Raw genomic sequence first — 16,326 nt, 5'->3', positions numbered from 1 at the left:
TGAGGTTCGCGGTTTGGCTAACCGGGCCTTGGTCGGCGCACCTCGGCAAGCTCTGGATGGGGCATGGCTAGGCCCCCGGGCCCGATGGACGGGCACCGGTCGGAGCAGAGTATCAGCGCATCCTAGAGCGTTGGCTCGGGTCGTCGCGCGGTCCAGTCCACCTGCTGGGGGAAACGTCCGGTCACCTCGGCGCTCAGTGGCCGCGAGACCAGGAAGCCCTGCATGATTTCGCAGCCGTGCTCGATTAGCCAGTCGCGCTGCTCCAGGGTCTCCACGCCTTCGGCGATAACTTCCAGATCCAGGTTGCGACCCAGTTCGAGGATGGTGCTGACGATGGCAGCATCACGCGAGGAGTCCAGCATGTTGGCGATGAACAGCTGATCGATCTTGAGGGTGTCCAGCTCGAAGTGACGCAGGTAGGCCAGTGAGGAATAGCCGGTACCGAAGTCGTCCACCGCGATGCGCACGCCGAGGGCACGCAATTGCGACAGCTGCGCCCGGGTGTAGTCGATGTCGTGCATCAGCGCCGACTCGGTCACCTCGATTTCCATCTGCTCGGGCCGCAGATGGTGAGTCTCGATGATCTGGCGCAGGCTTTCCGCCAGTTGCGGCATGCCGAATTGCACCGGGCTGAGGTTGATGCTCAGCAGCAGCTCGTCGCCATAGATCTCCTGCAGGGACTGCAGCTTGGTCGCGCCTTCGCGGAAGATCCAGTCGCCGATGCGATTGATCAGCCGGGTCTCTTCCAGCAGCGGGATGAAGACGCTGGGCGAGACCTTGCCGGCCACCGTGTGCTCCCAGCGCAGCAGCGCCTCGAAGCCGCGCAGGCGACCATCGCGCAGATAGACCTGCGGCTGGTAGGCGAGGACGAAATCCTTGTTGTCGATGGCATTGCGCACGCTCTCTTCGAGCATCAGTCGTGAGCGGGCACGGCCATTCATTTCCGGTGAGAAGAAGCGGTACTGCTGGCGTCCACCGCGTTTGGCCTCGTACATGGCGATGTCGGCCGAGCGCAGCAGGCCGTCCACGGTATGGCCGCAATCGGGATAGCTGGCGATGCCGATGCTGGCGCCCAGACTGACTTCCATGCCGTCGATGCGATGCACCGTGGCCAACAGCTCCAGCAGCTTCTCGGCGACCCGGGCGGCATCCTCGGGATGCTCCAGGGAATCGAGCAGGGCGGTGAATTCGTCGCCACCCATGCGCGCCAGGATGTCGTAGGGCCGCATGCAGCTCTTGAGCTGCTCGGCGACGATGCACAGCACCCGGTCACCCGCTTCGTGGCCGAGGGAATCGTTGATGCGCTTGAAGCCGTCGAGGTCGATGTAGAGCACGGCCATGCGCTTGCCGTTGCGACCACTGCGCGCCAGCGCCGCTTCCAGCGTCTGGTTGAAGCCACGGCGGTTGAGCAGCCCGGTCAGGGCATCGGTGACGGCCTGGGATTCGAGCTGGTCCTGCAGCTCGCGCATGCGCGACATGTCCAGCGCGATGATGACCATGGCGCGCTGCATGCGTGGCAGCGGCGCGCAGGACAGCGCCACCGGCAGGCTGTCGCCGCGGTTGGTCCGCAGGCGCGCATCATGCAGGCGATAGGTCTCGCGGCGGTCGTAGTGCTCCATGAAGGGCGAGGTCTGCCAGTCGTCCAGGCCGCTGCCGCCTTCGAGGAAATCGAGAAAGTTGGCGTGCACCAGATCGCTGACGCTGCATCTGAGCATGCGTGCGATGGCGGCATTGGCGAAGGTCACCCGCCCCTGTTCGTTGACGGTGAGGATACCCTCGGCGGCATTGTCGAGCAGCGAATCGCTGAAGGACTTGGCCAGCTCCAGCTGCTGGGTGGCCTGCAGCAGTTCGCGGCGATTGCGCTCGTGATCGAGCAGCGAGCGCACCTTGTGCCGGAGGATGTTGGGATCGACCGGTTTGAGCAGGTAGTCGACCGCACCGGTGGCATAGCCACGCAGCACCGATTCGTAGGAGTGGGCTTCGGCGGAGACGAAGATGATCGGGGTGAAACGGGTGCGCAGGTTGCTGCGCATGATGCGCGCCACCTCGAAGCCATCCATGATCGGCATCTGGACGTCGAGCAGCACCAGGTCGACGGTTTCGTCCAGCAGGTATTGCAGGGCGCGCTCACCCGAGGCGGCTGTGATCACCCGCCAATTTCCGACCTCCAGCACAGCCTGCATGGCGAACAGGTTCTCCTGGCGGTCGTCCACCACCAGCAATACCGGGCCTTGCTCTGTCTGCGGCAACGGGCACTCCATCAAGCCTTTCTCCCCGCGGCTTCTGCCGCCGTGCAGCAGCCATAAGCGGCTGGCTACCCCTTCCCTTCGTGTCCGTTATGCGATGTGTCGCTCTAACCCTACTAGCGTAGCAGCCGGACAGGCGCCTGCCGCCTGCAATTTGACAGGAGGAAGCCTTCGCGACGTCTATCAGAGCGCAAAATGAAAAAGCAGTTTCCGCAACCCTTCACCAGGGCGCGGAAACTGCGGGTCGCGGACGACAAGCGGTCGCTACTGGGCGGGGGCGCCAGTCGCGCCGGGAAGCGGACGCAGATTGACCTCGACGCGGCGATTCTGCGCGCGACCATCGGCGGTGGCGTTGCTGGCGATGGGCGCGTCGGGACCGGCGCCGCGGGTGCTCAGCCGGGCCGCGGGCACGCCCTGAGCGGTCAGGTAGCCGGCGACGTTTTGCGCCCGCCGCTGGGACAACTCGACGTTGTGGGCACGGCTGCCGGTGCTGTCGGTGTAGCCGACGATCTCGATGCTGTTCTGATCGAACTGCTTGAAGGAATTGGCCAGATCGTTCAGCGGCTTGTAGAAGCTATTGGCGATATCGGCGGAATCGGTAGCGAAGGTGATGTTGCCCGGCATGATCAGCTTGATGTCGTCGCCCTGGCGCTGCACCTCGACACCGGTATTTTCCATCTGCCGACGCAGTTCGGCTTCCTGGCGATCGGCATAGTAGCCATAGCCGGCGGCGGCCGCGCCCACGGCAGCGGCACCGATTAGCGCGCCCTTGCCCCGGTGATTGTGATCGATGGCGGCACCGGCGACCGCCCCGGCCAGGGCACCCAGGCCACCGTACTTGGCGGTATTGGAAGTGCCACCGCTGGCCTGACCCTGGTTTTCGTAGGGATTGGGGGATGCGCATCCCGCCAGGGTGGCCAAGGCCAGGCTGGCGAGAAGCATACGAGTGGGCAGCGCCATGTCTTTACTCCTTGAAAATCCATTGCGGCGGACAGGGCCGCACCTTGCGATTCTAGCTGCGTGATCTGAATCGCAACTGAACGAAGCGGTACGCCCGGACACTTATCGCAATAGCAAGGCTCTAACCAAGCGATTGAAGAAATCAAATATCGATAGCTTGCACATCGATTTTTTACGATCTAAGGTTCGTAACAACCCAATATGACGATACGACCGCGATGGACGAGATCCTCAAAGCCCTGGCCAATCCCTTGCGCCGCCAGATCCTAGGCTGGCTGCGTGATCCCCAGCAGTACTTCCCGCATCAGGAACACGACCTGGGCACGGGCGTCTGTGCCGGCCAGATCGAGGCCCGAGCCGGGCTGTCGCAGTCCACGGTGTCGGCGCATCTGGCGGTGCTGACCCGGGCCGGGCTGGTCACCACGCGGCGAATCGGCCAATGGGTGTTCTACCAACGCGACGAGGCCGCCATCCAGGCCTTCCTGCAACGCCTCGCCCGCGACCTCTAGTCTGCAAGGAATCTTCATGCCCGCTTCTCTCATCGTGCTGGCGCTGAGCGCTTTCGCCATCGGCACCACCGAATTCGTCATCATGGGGCTCCTGCCCAACGTCGCCGCCGACCTAGGCGTGTCCATTCCCAGCGCCGGCTGGCTGGTCACCGGCTATGCCCTGGGCGTGGCCGTCGGCGCCCCCTTCATGGCACTGGCCACCGCCCACTGGCCGCGCAAGCGTGCCCTGCTCGCCCTGATGGGCATCTTCATCGTCGGCAACCTGCTCTGCGCGGTGGCCAGCGGCTACAACATGCTGATGCTGGCTCGGGTGGTCACTGCCTTGTGCCATGGCGCCTTCTTCGGTATCGGCGCCGTCGTGGCGGCGAGCCTGGTTCCCGAGAATCGCCGCGCTTCGGCGGTGGCCCTGATGTTCACCGGCCTGACCCTAGCCAATGTGCTGGGCGTGCCCCTGGGCACCGCCCTAGGTCAGGCCGCTGGCTGGCGCTCGACCTTCTGGGCGGTGGCAGCCATCGGCGTGGTCGCCCTGATCGGCCTCTGGCGGGTCCTGCCAGCCGATCGCAACCAGCCACGCGCCGATTTGCGTCGGGAGTTGCTCGCCCTGCGCGGCCTGGGCTTCTGGTTGGCGCTGTCGATGACGGTGTTCTTTGCCGCCTCCATGTTCGCCCTCTTCACCTATGTGGCGCCCCTGCTGCAGGAAGTCACCGGCGTCTCGCCCCGCGGCGTGACCGGTACCCTGCTGCTGATCGGCCTGGGCCTCACCCTGGGCAACTTCATCGGGGGCCGGCTGGCCGACTGGCGCCTGGCTACCAGCCTGGTGGGCATCTTCATCGCCCTGGCGCTGACCTCCGCCGCCCTGCGCTGGACCGGCCACGCCTTCCTGCCGGCCGAAATCACCCTCTTCCTCTGGGCCGCCGCTGCCTTCGCCGCGGTCCCCGCCCTGCAGATCAACGTGGTCACCTTCGGCAAGGACGCACCAAACCTGGTCTCGACCCTCAACATCGGTGCCTTCAACGTGGGCAATGCCCTCGGTGCCTGGGTCGGCGGCCTGGTGATCGATCACGGCCTGGGTCTTACCGCGGTACCCCTCGCCGCCAGCGGGCTCGCCCTGCTGGCCCTAATCGCCACCCTGCTGACCGCCAGCCAGGCTCGCAAGAGCGGCCTGGCGACCGCCAGCTAATCAAGAGAGCTAGCCATGACTCAGCTGTTCGAGCCGATCAAGATCGGCGCCCTGGAACTGCCCAACCGCGTCATCATGGCGCCCCTCACCCGCTGCCGTGCCGAGCCAGGCCGGGTCCCGGGCGACCTGATGGTCGAATACTATGTGCAACGCGCCTCGGCGGGCCTGATCATCACCGAAGCCACCTCAGTGGATCCCATGGGCGTGGGCTACCCCGACACCCCCGGCATCTGGTCCGATGCGCAGGTGGCCGGCTGGCAACGCATAACCACCGCCGTGCACAAGGCCGGCGGCCGTATCGTCCTGCAACTCTGGCACGTTGGCCGTATCTCCGATCCCCGCTACCTCAATGGCGAACTCCCGGTGGCACCGAGCGCCATCGCCGCCCAGGGCCACGTCAGCCTGCTGCGTCCCAAGCGTGACTACGTCACCCCACGGGCGCTGGAAACCGAGGAAATCCCGGGTATCGTCGCCGCCTACCGCCGTGGCGCCGAAAACGCCAAGCGCGCCGGCTTCGATGGCGTCGAGGTTCATGGTGCCAATGGCTACCTGCTCGACCAGTTCCTGCAGAGCGACACCAACCAGCGTAACGATGCCTACGGCGGCTCCATCGAGAATCGTGCCCGGCTGCTGCTGGAGGTAACCGATGCCTGCATCGACGTCTGGGGCGCCGATCGCGTCGGCATGCACCTGTCCACCCGCGGAGACATGCACACCATGGGTGACAGCGATCCCGCTGCCACCTTCGGCTACGTGGCCCGCGAACTGGGCAAGCGCCAGGTGGCCTTCATCTGCATCCGCGAAGCGGCGGGCAGCGACAGCCTCGGCCCGGAGCTCAAGGCAGCCTTCGGCGGCGTCTATATCGCCAACGAGAAGTTCGACAAGGACAAGGCCAACGCCTGGCTGGACGAGGGCAAGGCCGATGCCGTGGCTTTCGGCGTGCCCTTCATCGCCAACCCGGACCTGCCGCAACGCCTGGAGCAGGATGCCCCGCTCAATGAGCCGCATCCGGATACCTTCTACAGCAAGGGCCCGGTAGGCTACATCGACTATCCACGGCTGTAATTTTTCCCGCCGACAAGAAAAGCCCGCCGATTGGCGGGCTTTTTCATGGGGATTCAGGTTTATCGCGGCCATGGGCCGCTCCTACAGTGATGTCTGAACCTGTAGGAGCGACCGCATCGGCGGACCGCCATGGCAGTGATGCCCCTAACGTCCAGGCATCAACCGTAGGTTGGGCTGAGACGGTTCTATCGTCGAAGCCCAACAGTCATGGGCACGGACCACCCTGTTGGGCTTCGCTGCGCTCAGCGCCAACCTACGTCAGGAATTGTAGGTTGGACTGAGACGGTTCCATCGTCGAAGCCCAACAGCCACGAGCACGGGCCACCGTGTTGGGCTTCGCTGCGCTCAGCGCCAACCTACGGCTCAACCTGCGCCGGGGTGGGCCAGAACGCCCGGATCGCCGCCACGCCCTGGGCGCCGGCCTGCCAGGCACCGCTGAGGTCATCCTCGCCGAGACCACCCAACAGATAGGCTGGCAGATTGCAGTCGGCCAGCAGTTGCTGGGCCTTGACCCAGCCCAGGGTCGGAGCGCCGGGATGGCTGGTGGTAGGCATCACCGGCGACAGGGTGACGAAATCCACGCCCATCTGCTGGGCCAGGGCCAGCTCTTCGGCGTCGTGGCAGGAAGCTGCCAGCAGGCGCTGTTCCGGAAAGGGTCGGCCATTGGGCGCATAGCGACGCAACTGTTCGGCGGTCAGGTGCCAGCCGGCGGCGGGGAAATCCCCCAACCATTCCAGCGGGCCTTTGAGCATCAGCTGGGCGCGACCGGTGCAGAGCCCCTGGACGTCGCCAGCCAGGTCGCGGTACTGGGGATCGAAGTTGTCCGGCGTACGCAGCTGGACCAGGCGGATGCCACTGTCCAGCGCCCGGTGCAGGCCATTGAGCAATTCCGCGGTGGTCAACTCGCCGGGGGTGATGAGGTAGCGCTCCGGTAGGCGCGCGGCCTGGACGATGGGCCGGTTGGCCGCAGGGAAGTCATAGTCGAGCAGCGCGCGCGGGGCGACCCAGGCGAGCGGCTGGCCCTCGGCGCCATGGGCCTCGCCGGTGAAGGCGTCCACCTGCCAGACGTCCAGCAGCACCGCTTGGTCGGGATAGTCGTGGCGGACCTGCAACAGCGGGCGGGCCGCTGTCACCCTGATGCCCAGCTCCTCGGCCAGCTCGCGCTCGAGCGCCACGGCCGGGGCTTCACCAGCCTCGACCTTGCCTCCGGGAAACTCCCAGAGTCCACCCTGGTGCTTGTGCGCCGGGCGCTGGGCGATAAGGATCTGCCCCTGGGGATCGCGGATCACCGCCGCGACGACGTGCAGACGAGTCATGCGCTCTGCTCCTCCGTTTCTGCCTCCGCCAGCCAGCGCTGAAAGGCCGGCCAGGCGTAGATGGTTTCGACATAGGCGGCCGCTTCGGCGGACAGCTCCACCCCGTAGCTATGGAAGCGACTCGCCACCGGCGCATAGAAGGCATCGGCGATGGTCGGCGTACCAAACAGATAGGGGCCCTGCTGGCCATAGCGCTCGCGGCATTCGCGCCACAGGCGCTGGATGCGCTGGATGTCTTCCACCGCCTCGGCCGTGGTGGACTTCAGCCGCTGCCGACGACGCAGGTCCATGGGCAGCTCGCGGCGCAGGGCGAGGAAGCCACTGTGCATCTCGGCGCACAGGGCTCGGGCATGGGCGCGCGCCAGGGTATCCACGGGCCATAGCCCGGCGTCGGGATAGGTCTCGGCGAGATACTCGACGATGGCCAGGGAGTCCCAGATGGTGCCCTCTTCCAGCTTGAGCACGGGCACCTTGCCGGTCGGCGACTGGGCCTTGAGCAAGGCGCGGCTGTTGGGCGCATAGAGCGGAACCGGCAGCTCTTCATAGGCAGCACCACTGAGCTCCATGGCCAGCCAGGCCCGTAGCGACCAGGAGGAGAAATTCTTGTTGCCGATCACGAGTTGCAGCTGGGACATGCGGGAATTCCTCGGAACGATGCGGCCCCGGCGGACCGCGCGCAGGCGCCCGCCAGACGGCGGACGCCGAAGCGCCGGGTAGCCGTCAGGTACGGTACTCGGCGTTGATCTTCACATAGTCGTGGGACAGGTCGGTGGTCCAGATGGTCTCGGCATGGCTGCCACGGCCCAACTCGATACGGATCTCGATCTCCGCCTGGCCCATGACCCGCGCGCCCTGCGCTTCGGTGTAGGTGGCCGCACGACCGCCCTGCTGGCAGATCTGGACATCCCCGAGGAAGACGTCGATCAGGCTGACGTCGAGGCTCGGCACTCCAGCCCGGCCAACGGCGGCCAGGATGCGGCCCCAATTGGGATCGGAGGCGAACAGCGCGGTCTTGATCAGCGGCGAATGGGCGACGGCATAGCCGACGTCCAGGCATTCCTGGGCGTTGGCACCGCCATTGACCTGCACGGTGACGAACTTGGTGGCACCCTCGCCATCGCGCACGATGGCCTGGGCCAGTTCGGCGAACACCGAGAAGACCGCGTCGCGCAGCTGCTCGAAGGCTTCACCGCTGGGCTGGGCGATTTCCGCCATGGCCGCGCGACCGGTAGCCACCAGCATGCAGCAGTCGTTGGTGGAGGTGTCGCCGTCGATGGTAATGCGGTTGAAGGAGCGGTTGGCGGCATCGGCCAGCAGGTCCTGCAACAGGCCCCGCGCGACCTTGGCGTCGGTAGCCACGTAGCCGAGCATAGTGGCCATGTTCGGCCTGATCATGCCGGCGCCCTTGCTGATGCCGGTCACGGTGACGGTGGTGCCGTCCACCTGGAACTGCCGACTGGCGCCCTTGGGCAGGGTATCGGTAGTCATGATGCCGCTGGCGGCGGCGGCCCAGTTGTCCTCGGCCAGATCGGCCAGGGCGGCCGGCAGCGCGGCTTCGATCTTCTCCACGGGCAGCGGCTCGCCAATCACGCCGGTGGAGAACGGCAGTACCGCCTCCTCGCCCACGCTGGCCAGGGTCGCCAGGGTCTTGGTAGTGCGTTCGGCCGCTGCCAGGCCAGGCTGACCGGTACCGGCGTTGGCGTTGCCGGTGTTGGTCAGCAGATAGCGTACCGGACCGGTGAAACGCTGCCGGGCGATGATCACCGGCGCCGCGCAGAAGGCATTGAGGGTGAAGACACCGGCCACGCTGGAGCCTTCGGCGCAACGCATCACCACCACATCCTTGCGCCCGGGACGCTTGATGCCGGCGGAGGCGATACCGAGTTCGAAACCGGGAACCGGGTGCAGCGTGGAGAGCGGACCGAGACCGACAGCCATGGGAAAACTCCAGTGGAAGAAAAGGAAACGCCGCGAGCGGAAAACCGGTCGCGGCGTGGAAATCGGGATTCCAGCACCCGCTTCGCCCAGCCTGGGCAAGGGGCGCAGACAGCCTAGCGAGAGTTTACAACCTGTCGGCGGCTATGCCGACAGGTTGCCGTCGCCTCGGCCGTTTCGGCAAAACCTTAGTCGAGTTTGCCGTGGCACTGCTTGTACTTCTTGCCGGACCCACAGGGGCACGGCTCGTTGCGCCCGATCTTCTGATCGTTGCGCTGGGGCTGCAAGGGCACCACGGTATCCTCGCCCTGCTCGTCCTCGATCACCTCGGGGTCGACCAGCGAAGGCGCCTCGGCATGCTGGAACTCCATGCGCTCGGCCAGGGCCTCGGCCTCGCGGCGCATGCGCTCCTCTTCCTCGGCCGGATCTTCGCGGCGGACCTGAACGTGGGACAGCACGCGAATGGTGTCGCGCTTGATACTTTCCAACAGCTCCTGGAACAGGTTGAAGGACTCGCGCTTGTATTCCTGCTTGGGGTTCTTCTGGGCGTAGCCGCGCAGATGGATGCCGTGACGCAGGTGATCCATGGTGGTGAGGTGGTCCTTCCAGAGGTCGTCGACCACCCGCAGCAGCATCTGCTTCTCGAAGTTGCGCAGGGCCTCGCGACCGGCCATGTCTTCCTTTTCCAGGTAGGCGGCTTCGAGCTGGTCGAGGATCTTCACCCGCAGGGTGTCCTCGTACAGCTTGTCATCCTCGTCCAGCCACTGACCGATGGGCAGTTGCAGGCCGAAGACACTGTAGATCTCGGCTTCCAGACCGGGCACGTCCCACTGCTCGGGCAACGACTGCGGCGGGATATGCTCGTTGATCACCTGGGTCAGGGTTTCCTCGCGGAAACCCTTGATGGTGTCGCCGACGTCTTCGTTGGCCAGCAAGGTGTCGCGCATGTGATAGATCACCTTGCGCTGCTCGTTGGCCACGTCATCGTATTCCAGCAGCTGCTTGCGGATATCGAAGTTGCGGCCTTCGACCTTGCGCTGCGCCTTTTCGATGGCGTTGGTGACCATGCGATGCTCGATGGCCTCGCCGCCCTGCATCCCCAGGGCCTTCATGAAATTCTTCACCCGGTCGGAGGCGAAGATGCGCATCAGGCTGTCTTCCAGCGACAGGTAGAAGCGGCTGGAACCCGGGTCGCCCTGGCGACCGGCACGGCCACGCAGCTGGTTGTCGATCCGGCGGGATTCGTGGCGCTCGGAGGCGATCACGTGCAGGCCGCCAGCATCGATGACCTGCTTGTGACGTGCCTGCCAGGCGGCCTTGATCGCGGCGATCTGCTCCTCGGTGGGATTTTCCAGGGCCGCGACTTCGACTTCCCAGTTGCCGCCGAGCAGGATGTCGGTACCGCGACCGGCCATGTTGGTGGCGATGGTCACGGCGCCCGGACGACCGGCCTGGGCGATGATCTCGGCTTCGCGCTCGTGGTACTTGGCGTTGAGCACCTTGTGCTCGATGCCGGCCTGGGTCAGCAGCTGGTCGACGTACTCGGAGCTCTCGATGGAGGCGGTACCCACCAGCACCGGACGGCCTTCGGCCTGGCACTGCTTCACGTCCTCGATGATCGCCTGGTACTTCTCGGCCTGGGTCAGGTAGACCAGGTCGTTGAAGTCCTTACGGGCGACCTCGCGGTGGGTCGGGATCACCAGCACGTCGAGGTTGTAGATCTGGCGGAACTCGAAGGCCTCGGTATCGGCGGTGCCGGTCATGCCACCGAGCTTGTTGTAGAGGCGGAAGTAGTTCTGGAAGGTGGTCGAGGCCAGGGTCTGGCTCTCGGGCTGGATCGGCAGTCCTTCCTTGGCCTCGATGGCCTGGTGCAGGCCTTCGGAAAGACGGCGGCCCGGCATGGTACGGCCGGTGTGCTCGTCGATCAGCAGCACCTGGTCCTGCTGGACGATGTACTCGACGTTGCGATGGAACAGGGTGTGGGCACGCAGGCCAGCGAACACGTGGGTCAGGAGGCCCAGGTTGTGCGCGGAGTAGAGGCTCTCGCCTTCGGCCAGCAGACCGGTTTCGGTGAGCATTTCCTCGATGAACTGGTGACCCAGCTCGGTGATTTCCACCTGGCGGGTCTTTTCATCGATGGTGTAGTGACCGACCTGGGTCGGATTGCCTTCCTCTTCCTCGATGTGCTGTTGCAGGCGCGGAATCAGCAGGTTGATCTTCTGATAGAGCTCGGAGCTGTCTTCGGCCTGGCCGGAGATGATCAGCGGGGTCCGGGCTTCGTCGATGAGGATGGAGTCCACCTCGTCGACCACCGCAAAGTTCAGCTCGCGCTGGTACTTCTCGGCCATGCTGAAGGCCATGTTGTCGCGCAGGTAGTCGAAGCCGAACTCGTTGTTGGTGCCGTAGGTGATATCCGAGGCGTAGGCGGCACGTTTCTCCTCCGGCGGCTGGAACGGCAGGATGATACCTACCGACAGCCCGAGGAACTCATACAAGGGCCGCATCCAGTTGGCGTCGCGGCGGGCCAGGTAGTCGTTCACCGTGACCACGTGTACGCCCTTGCCGGACAGCGCGTTGAGGTAGACCGGCAGGGTTCCCACCAGGGTCTTGCCCTCACCGGTACGCATCTCGGCGATCTTGCCTTCGTGCAGTGCGGCACCGCCGATAAGCTGGACATCGAAGTGGCGCATGCCCATGACGCGCTTACCCGCCTCGCGGACCACGGCGAAGGCTTCGGGCATCAGCGCATCGAGGGACTCGCCCTTGGCTACGCGCTGCTTGAATTCCTCGGTCTTGGCGCGCAGTTGCTCGTCGCTCAAGGAGGCAATCTGGGATTCGAACGCATTGGTGGCCACCACGACCTTGCCTAGGCGTTTGACATCTCGTTCGTTCTTGCTTCCAAAGAATTTCTTCAACAAAGGCGCAAACATATCGACTGGAATTCTTCCGCTGGAATGAGAGGAGCGAAACGGGCGGCAAGGCCTCTACAGAGCCTGGCCAGACGCCTAGGCGCGGGGGTTGAAGCCCGCGGTGTCCCGCAATGGTAATCGGGCATTCTACTCGGAAATGCCGATGAGGAAAGAACGACGGGGCACCAGCCGCCAGGACGCCAGAGCGATCTGTTACCATCGGCGTCCTCTCTTCGCCCATCGCGAGTCCTGCGCATGGCCTTTCGCCCGCTTCCTGCCGTCGCTCCCGCTGCCCTGCTGCGCCAGGCCAAACCGCTCAAGGCGCTGTTTCGCGAGGCCGAGCGACTGGGGCGTCTGCAACAGTTGCTGGAAGAGCAGTTGCAACCGGCCGCTCGCCCCCACTGCCGGGTGGCCAGCTGGCGCGAGGGTACCCTGCTGCTGGTAGTCAACGATGCCCACTGGGCAACACGACTGCGTTATCAGCAGCGGCGCCTGCTCAGGCTATTGCAGCAGGCGCCGGAATTCGCCGGCCTCATGCGGGTGCAGTTCAAGATGCAGCCGAGCCCTGGCGTCGCCACCCGGGCCCGTCCCGTGCGGCAGGTCAGCCAGGTGGGCGCCGACAGCCTGCGCGAGGTCGCGGCCGGGATCCGCGATCCCAAGCTCAAGGCCGCCCTGGAGCGGCTGGCCAGTCGTACCGGCCAGCCTGCGGAATAGGTCCTACTCCTTGGCCACCGCCCGGTCGAAGGCCGCGCGGATGCGGTCTTCCGGCAGATCCATGCCGATCAGCACGACGCGACTCTCGCGCTCCTCGTCCGCCAGCCAGTCACGCTCCCAGTCGGCGGCATAGATCTGCTGTACGCCCTGGAACAGCAGGCGGCGATCCTCGCCGGCGATGTTCAGCAGCCCCTTGTAGCGCAGCAGGTCGCAGCCGAGGGTGTCGAGCAGCATCTCCATGACCTTGCCGATCTTGTCCTGGTCGTAGGGGCGCGCCTCACGGATGGCAATGGACTGGATGCGCTCGGTGAGACTGACGGCTTCCGACACCGGTCGCAGCGGCCGGAACAGCGTGGGCGGCGTCAGGTCTTCGTCGTGCAGGTTGAAGCCGCGGATATCCAGCAGCTCGGCCAACTCGATCCGGCCATGATCGACATGGCGGATCGGCGCGCGACGGTTGATGCGCTGCAGGCGGTTCTCCAGCGCCTCGACGGCGGCCGGTTCGGCCAGGTCGAGCTTGGTCAGCAGCAGGCGATCGGCGAACCCGATCTGCGCCTGCAACAGCGGATCGCTCAGTTGCTCGCTGGCATGGACGGCGTCCACCAGGGTGAGTACCCCGTCGAGCAGATAGCGTTCGCGCAAGAGGTCGTCGGTGAAGAAGGTCTGGGCCACCGGACCGGGATCGGCGAGGCCCGTGCACTCCACCACCAGACGCTCGAAATCCAGCTCTCCGCTGTCCAGCCGCTCCAATAGCACGGTCAGGGCATAGGCCAGGTCCTTGCTGCCGGTGCAGCAGACACAGCCGTTGGCCACCTTCATCAGTTGTACCGCGCCGGCGTCTTCGAGCAGTTCGCCATCGACGTCCAGGGCACTGAATTCGTTTTCGATCACGGCGATCTTGAGACCGTGCTCGGCCTGCAGGATGTGCTTGAGCAGGGTGGTCTTGCCGGCACCGAGAAAGCCGGTCAGGACGGTGACGGGAATAGGTTCACGCATGGAAACTCCAGACAGAAAGAGGCCGGGCATGGAGCCCGGCCTTGGGTGACCCATGGTCAGCAGCAGCGGATGGCGCCGGACTTGCCGCCACCGTAGCGCGCTTCCTGGCGTTCGCGGAAGAAGGCTTCGTAGCTCATCACCGGCTGATCAGGATGCTTGCCACGCATGTGCTCGACATAGGTGTCGTAGTCGGGCATGCCCACCAGCATCTTGGCGGCCTGCCCGAGGTATTTGCCCATGCGACCCAGGTCATTGAACATGAGAGTGCTCCTTTAGGAACCCGCTACCGGCTGGAAGGGGGTTTCGCGATCGCTGCGCTCGGGCTTGGCCAGGGCGGCGCGACCGACCTTGATGGAAAAGAACAGAATGCTCATCACCACCACCAGGAACAGTACCGACAGGGTGGCGTTGGTGTAGGCGTTGAAGACGATGTGCTGCATCTGCTCCATGCTCTTGGCCGGGGCGATCACCTGGCCTTGGTCCATGGCGGTGCTGTACTTCTTGGCCAGGGCCAGGAAGCCGACCGCCGGATTCGAATCGAACAGCTTGATCAGGCTGGCGGTGGTGGTGCAGATCAGCAGCCAGACGGCTGGCACCAGGGTGACCCAGACATAGCGCTGGCGCTTCATCTTGATCAGGACCACGGAGCCCAGCATCAGGGCGATACCGGCGAGCATCTGGTTGGAGATACCGAACAGCGGCCAGAGGGTGTTGATGCCGCCCAGCGGATCGACCACGCCCTGGTACAGCAGCCAGCCCCAGAGGGCGACGCAACCGGCGGTACCGATGACGTTGGCAGTCCAGGAGTCGGTCCGCTTCAGGGATGGCACGAAACTGCCCAGCAAATCCTGCAGCATGAAGCGCCCGGCACGGGTACCGGCGTCCACCGCGGTGAGGATGAACAGCGCCTCGAACAGGATCGCGAAGTGGTACCAGAAGGCCATGGTGTTCTCGCCCGGCAGCACGTTGTGCATGATCTGGGCGATGCCCACCGCCAGGGTCGGCGCACCACCGGCACGCGCCAGGATGGTGTGCTCACCGATCTCGGTGGCGGTGGCCTGCAGCATCTCAGGCGTCACCACGAAGCCCCAGGTGCTGATCTTGGCGGCCACCGACACCACGTCGGCGCCGACCACGGCGGCCGGACTGTTCATGGCGAAGTAGACGCCCGGCTCGATCACCGAGGCGGCGACCATGGCCATGATGGCGACGAAGGACTCCATCAGCATGGCGCCGTAGCCGATGTAGCGGGCATGGGTTTCCTTGGCGATCAGCTTGGGCGTGGTGCCCGAGCTGATCAGGGCATGGAAGCCGGACACCGCGCCGCAGGCGATGGTGATGAACAGGAAGGGGAACAGGGTGCCCTTCCAGACCGGGCCGGTACCGTCGACGAACTGGGTCAGGGCCGGCATCTTGAGCATCGGCATGGTCACCAGGATACCGATGGCCAGGGCGATGATGGTGCCGATCTTGAGGAAGGTGGACAGGTAGTCACGCGGGGCCAGTACCAGCCAGACCGGCAACACGGCGGCGACGAAGCCGTAGCCGATCAGCATCCAGGTGATCTGTATGCCGGTGAAGGTGAAGGCCGGGCCCCAGACCGGATCGGCGGCGACCAGGCCACCGGCCCAGATGGAGGCCAGCAGCAGCACCACGCCGATCAGCGAGATCTCGCCGATGCGACCGGGGCGGATGTATCTCATGTAGACGCCCATGAACATGGCGATCGGCAGGGTGGCGATCACCGTGAACATGCCCCAGGGGCTCTCGGCCAGGGCCTTGACCACGATCAGCGCCAGCACTGCGAGGATGATGATCATGATCAGGAAGCAGCCGAACAGCGCGATGGTACCGGGGATGCGTCCCATCTCCTCGCGCACCATGTCGCCCAGGGAGCGGCCATTGCGGCGGGTGGAGAGGAACAGGACCACGAAGTCCTGCACCGCACCGGCGAAGACCACCCCGGCGATCAGCCAGAGGGTGCCGGGCAGGTAGCCCATCTGGGCGGCGAGCACCGGGCCGACCAGCGGACCGGCACCGGCGATGGCGGCGAAGTGGTGGCCGAAGAGGATGTGCTTGTTGGTGGGCACGTAGTCCAGGCCGTCGTTGTTGAGGACGGCAGGCGTGGCACGCTTGGCATCGAGCCCCATCACCTTGGTGGCGATGAACAGGCTGTAGTAACGATAGGCAACGAGGTAGATCGCCACGGCGGCGACCACGATCCAGAGGGCGTTGATCGCTTCGCCTCGACTCAGCGCCACGGTACCCAGCGCGAAGGCGCCCAGTACAGCAACGGCGAACCAGGCTAGATGGCTGGCCATTCGGGTCATGCTTGTTCTCCTGCCGCGCGCCAGTGGCCGCGACGATACTTGTTATTGTGAGAGCCCACAGCGGAGCCATATTACTATCGGCGGCGCGACGCGACAGCGAAATTCGCAGAACTACCCAAGGCCCGCTACGTAGTTCTACGTAGACACCCGCCCCAGACAGGTCCCG

13 protein-coding genes are annotated in these 16,326 nt (G+C 65.2%); 4 read left to right on the top strand and 9 right to left on the bottom strand.

The window, feature by feature from the left end:
• Positions 1-122 precede the first annotated feature (122 nt).
• Both ACUCV0_RS15535 and ACUCV0_RS15530 read right to left on the bottom strand, forming a co-directional pair.
• Entirely contained in the window at positions 123-2,261 is a 2,139-nt protein-coding gene (locus ACUCV0_RS15535; RefSeq protein WP_313647389.1) for a putative bifunctional diguanylate cyclase/phosphodiesterase, read from the bottom strand.
• Positions 2,262-2,510: 249 nt separating this feature from the next.
• Positions 2,511-3,206 carry a YiaD family glycine zipper/OmpA-like lipoprotein gene (locus ACUCV0_RS15530; RefSeq protein ID WP_271653926.1) on the bottom strand — a complete coding sequence of 232 codons (696 nt, stop codon included), beginning with the start codon at positions 3,204-3,206 and terminating at the stop codon, positions 2,511-2,513.
• Positions 3,207-3,424: 218 nt separating this feature from the next.
• Here ACUCV0_RS15530 and ACUCV0_RS15525 point away from each other — a divergent pair, with 218 nt between their 5' ends.
• Genes ACUCV0_RS15525 through ACUCV0_RS15515 form a run of 3 tightly spaced genes read left to right on the top strand, consistent with a single transcriptional unit; the run spans position 3,425 to position 5,960 of the window.
• Entirely contained in the window at positions 3,425-3,715 is a 291-nt protein-coding gene (locus ACUCV0_RS15525) for an ArsR/SmtB family transcription factor (RefSeq protein WP_059313624.1), read from the top strand.
• A 16-nt stretch (positions 3,716-3,731) separates the two neighbouring features.
• Entirely contained in the window at positions 3,732-4,895 is a 1,164-nt protein-coding gene (locus ACUCV0_RS15520; protein ID WP_482213068.1) for an MFS transporter, read from the top strand.
• Between the two features lie 15 nt (positions 4,896-4,910).
• Positions 4,911-5,960: an alkene reductase gene (locus ACUCV0_RS15515; RefSeq protein WP_482213067.1), complete on the top strand. Its 1,050-nt coding sequence runs from the start codon at positions 4,911-4,913 to the stop codon at positions 5,958-5,960.
• A gap of 356 nt (positions 5,961-6,316) precedes the next feature.
• On the opposite strand, the gene ACUCV0_RS15510 is transcribed toward ACUCV0_RS15515, so the two are convergent.
• The 4 genes from ACUCV0_RS15510 to secA form a co-directional block, all read right to left on the bottom strand.
• Positions 6,317-7,276 (bottom strand): Nudix family hydrolase, encoded by a 960-nt coding sequence (locus tag ACUCV0_RS15510; protein ID WP_313647385.1) that lies wholly within the window; start codon positions 7,274-7,276, stop codon positions 6,317-6,319.
• Positions 7,273-7,911 carry a glutathione S-transferase family protein gene (locus tag ACUCV0_RS15505; RefSeq protein WP_434775794.1) on the bottom strand — a complete coding sequence of 213 codons (639 nt, stop codon included), beginning with the start codon at positions 7,909-7,911 and terminating at the stop codon, positions 7,273-7,275. The genes ACUCV0_RS15510 and ACUCV0_RS15505 overlap by 4 nt, the downstream gene beginning before the upstream one ends.
• 85 nt (positions 7,912-7,996) lie before the next feature.
• Entirely contained in the window at positions 7,997-9,214 is a 1,218-nt protein-coding gene (gene argJ, locus ACUCV0_RS15500) for a bifunctional glutamate N-acetyltransferase/amino-acid acetyltransferase ArgJ (protein ID WP_313647383.1), read from the bottom strand.
• A gap of 185 nt (positions 9,215-9,399) precedes the next feature.
• Positions 9,400-12,141 carry a preprotein translocase subunit SecA gene (gene secA, locus ACUCV0_RS15495; protein WP_059313618.1) on the bottom strand — a complete coding sequence of 914 codons (2,742 nt, stop codon included), beginning with the start codon at positions 12,139-12,141 and terminating at the stop codon, positions 9,400-9,402.
• Between the two features lie 234 nt (positions 12,142-12,375).
• Between secA and ACUCV0_RS15490 the strand changes: the two genes are divergently transcribed.
• A complete protein-coding gene (locus tag ACUCV0_RS15490) occupies positions 12,376-12,834 on the top strand; it encodes a DciA family protein (protein ID WP_059313617.1) in 459 nt (152 codons plus the stop codon).
• A gap of 3 nt (positions 12,835-12,837) precedes the next feature.
• Here the strand turns inward: ACUCV0_RS15490 and yjiA are convergent, their stop codons facing one another.
• Genes yjiA through ACUCV0_RS15475 form a run of 3 tightly spaced genes read right to left on the bottom strand, consistent with a single transcriptional unit; the run spans position 12,838 to position 16,160 of the window.
• On the bottom strand, positions 12,838-13,830 hold the full coding sequence (yjiA, locus tag ACUCV0_RS15485; RefSeq protein ID WP_482213066.1) for a GTPase: 993 nt from the start codon (positions 13,828-13,830) through the stop codon (positions 12,838-12,840).
• A 56-nt stretch (positions 13,831-13,886) separates the two neighbouring features.
• Positions 13,887-14,090, bottom strand: a complete 204-nt coding sequence (locus ACUCV0_RS15480) for a YbdD/YjiX family protein (RefSeq protein ID WP_007162682.1) — start codon at positions 14,088-14,090, stop codon at positions 13,887-13,889.
• A gap of 12 nt (positions 14,091-14,102) precedes the next feature.
• Positions 14,103-16,160, bottom strand: a complete 2,058-nt coding sequence (locus ACUCV0_RS15475; RefSeq protein WP_059313615.1) for a carbon starvation CstA family protein — start codon at positions 16,158-16,160, stop codon at positions 14,103-14,105.
• Between the last annotated feature and the right edge of the window lie 166 nt (positions 16,161-16,326).

It is taken from the genome of Pseudomonas sp. VMV1, from assembly GCF_056790235.1.
Note: the sequence above shows the minus strand (reverse complement) of the source record. Positions and strands in the feature narration are given on the sequence as shown.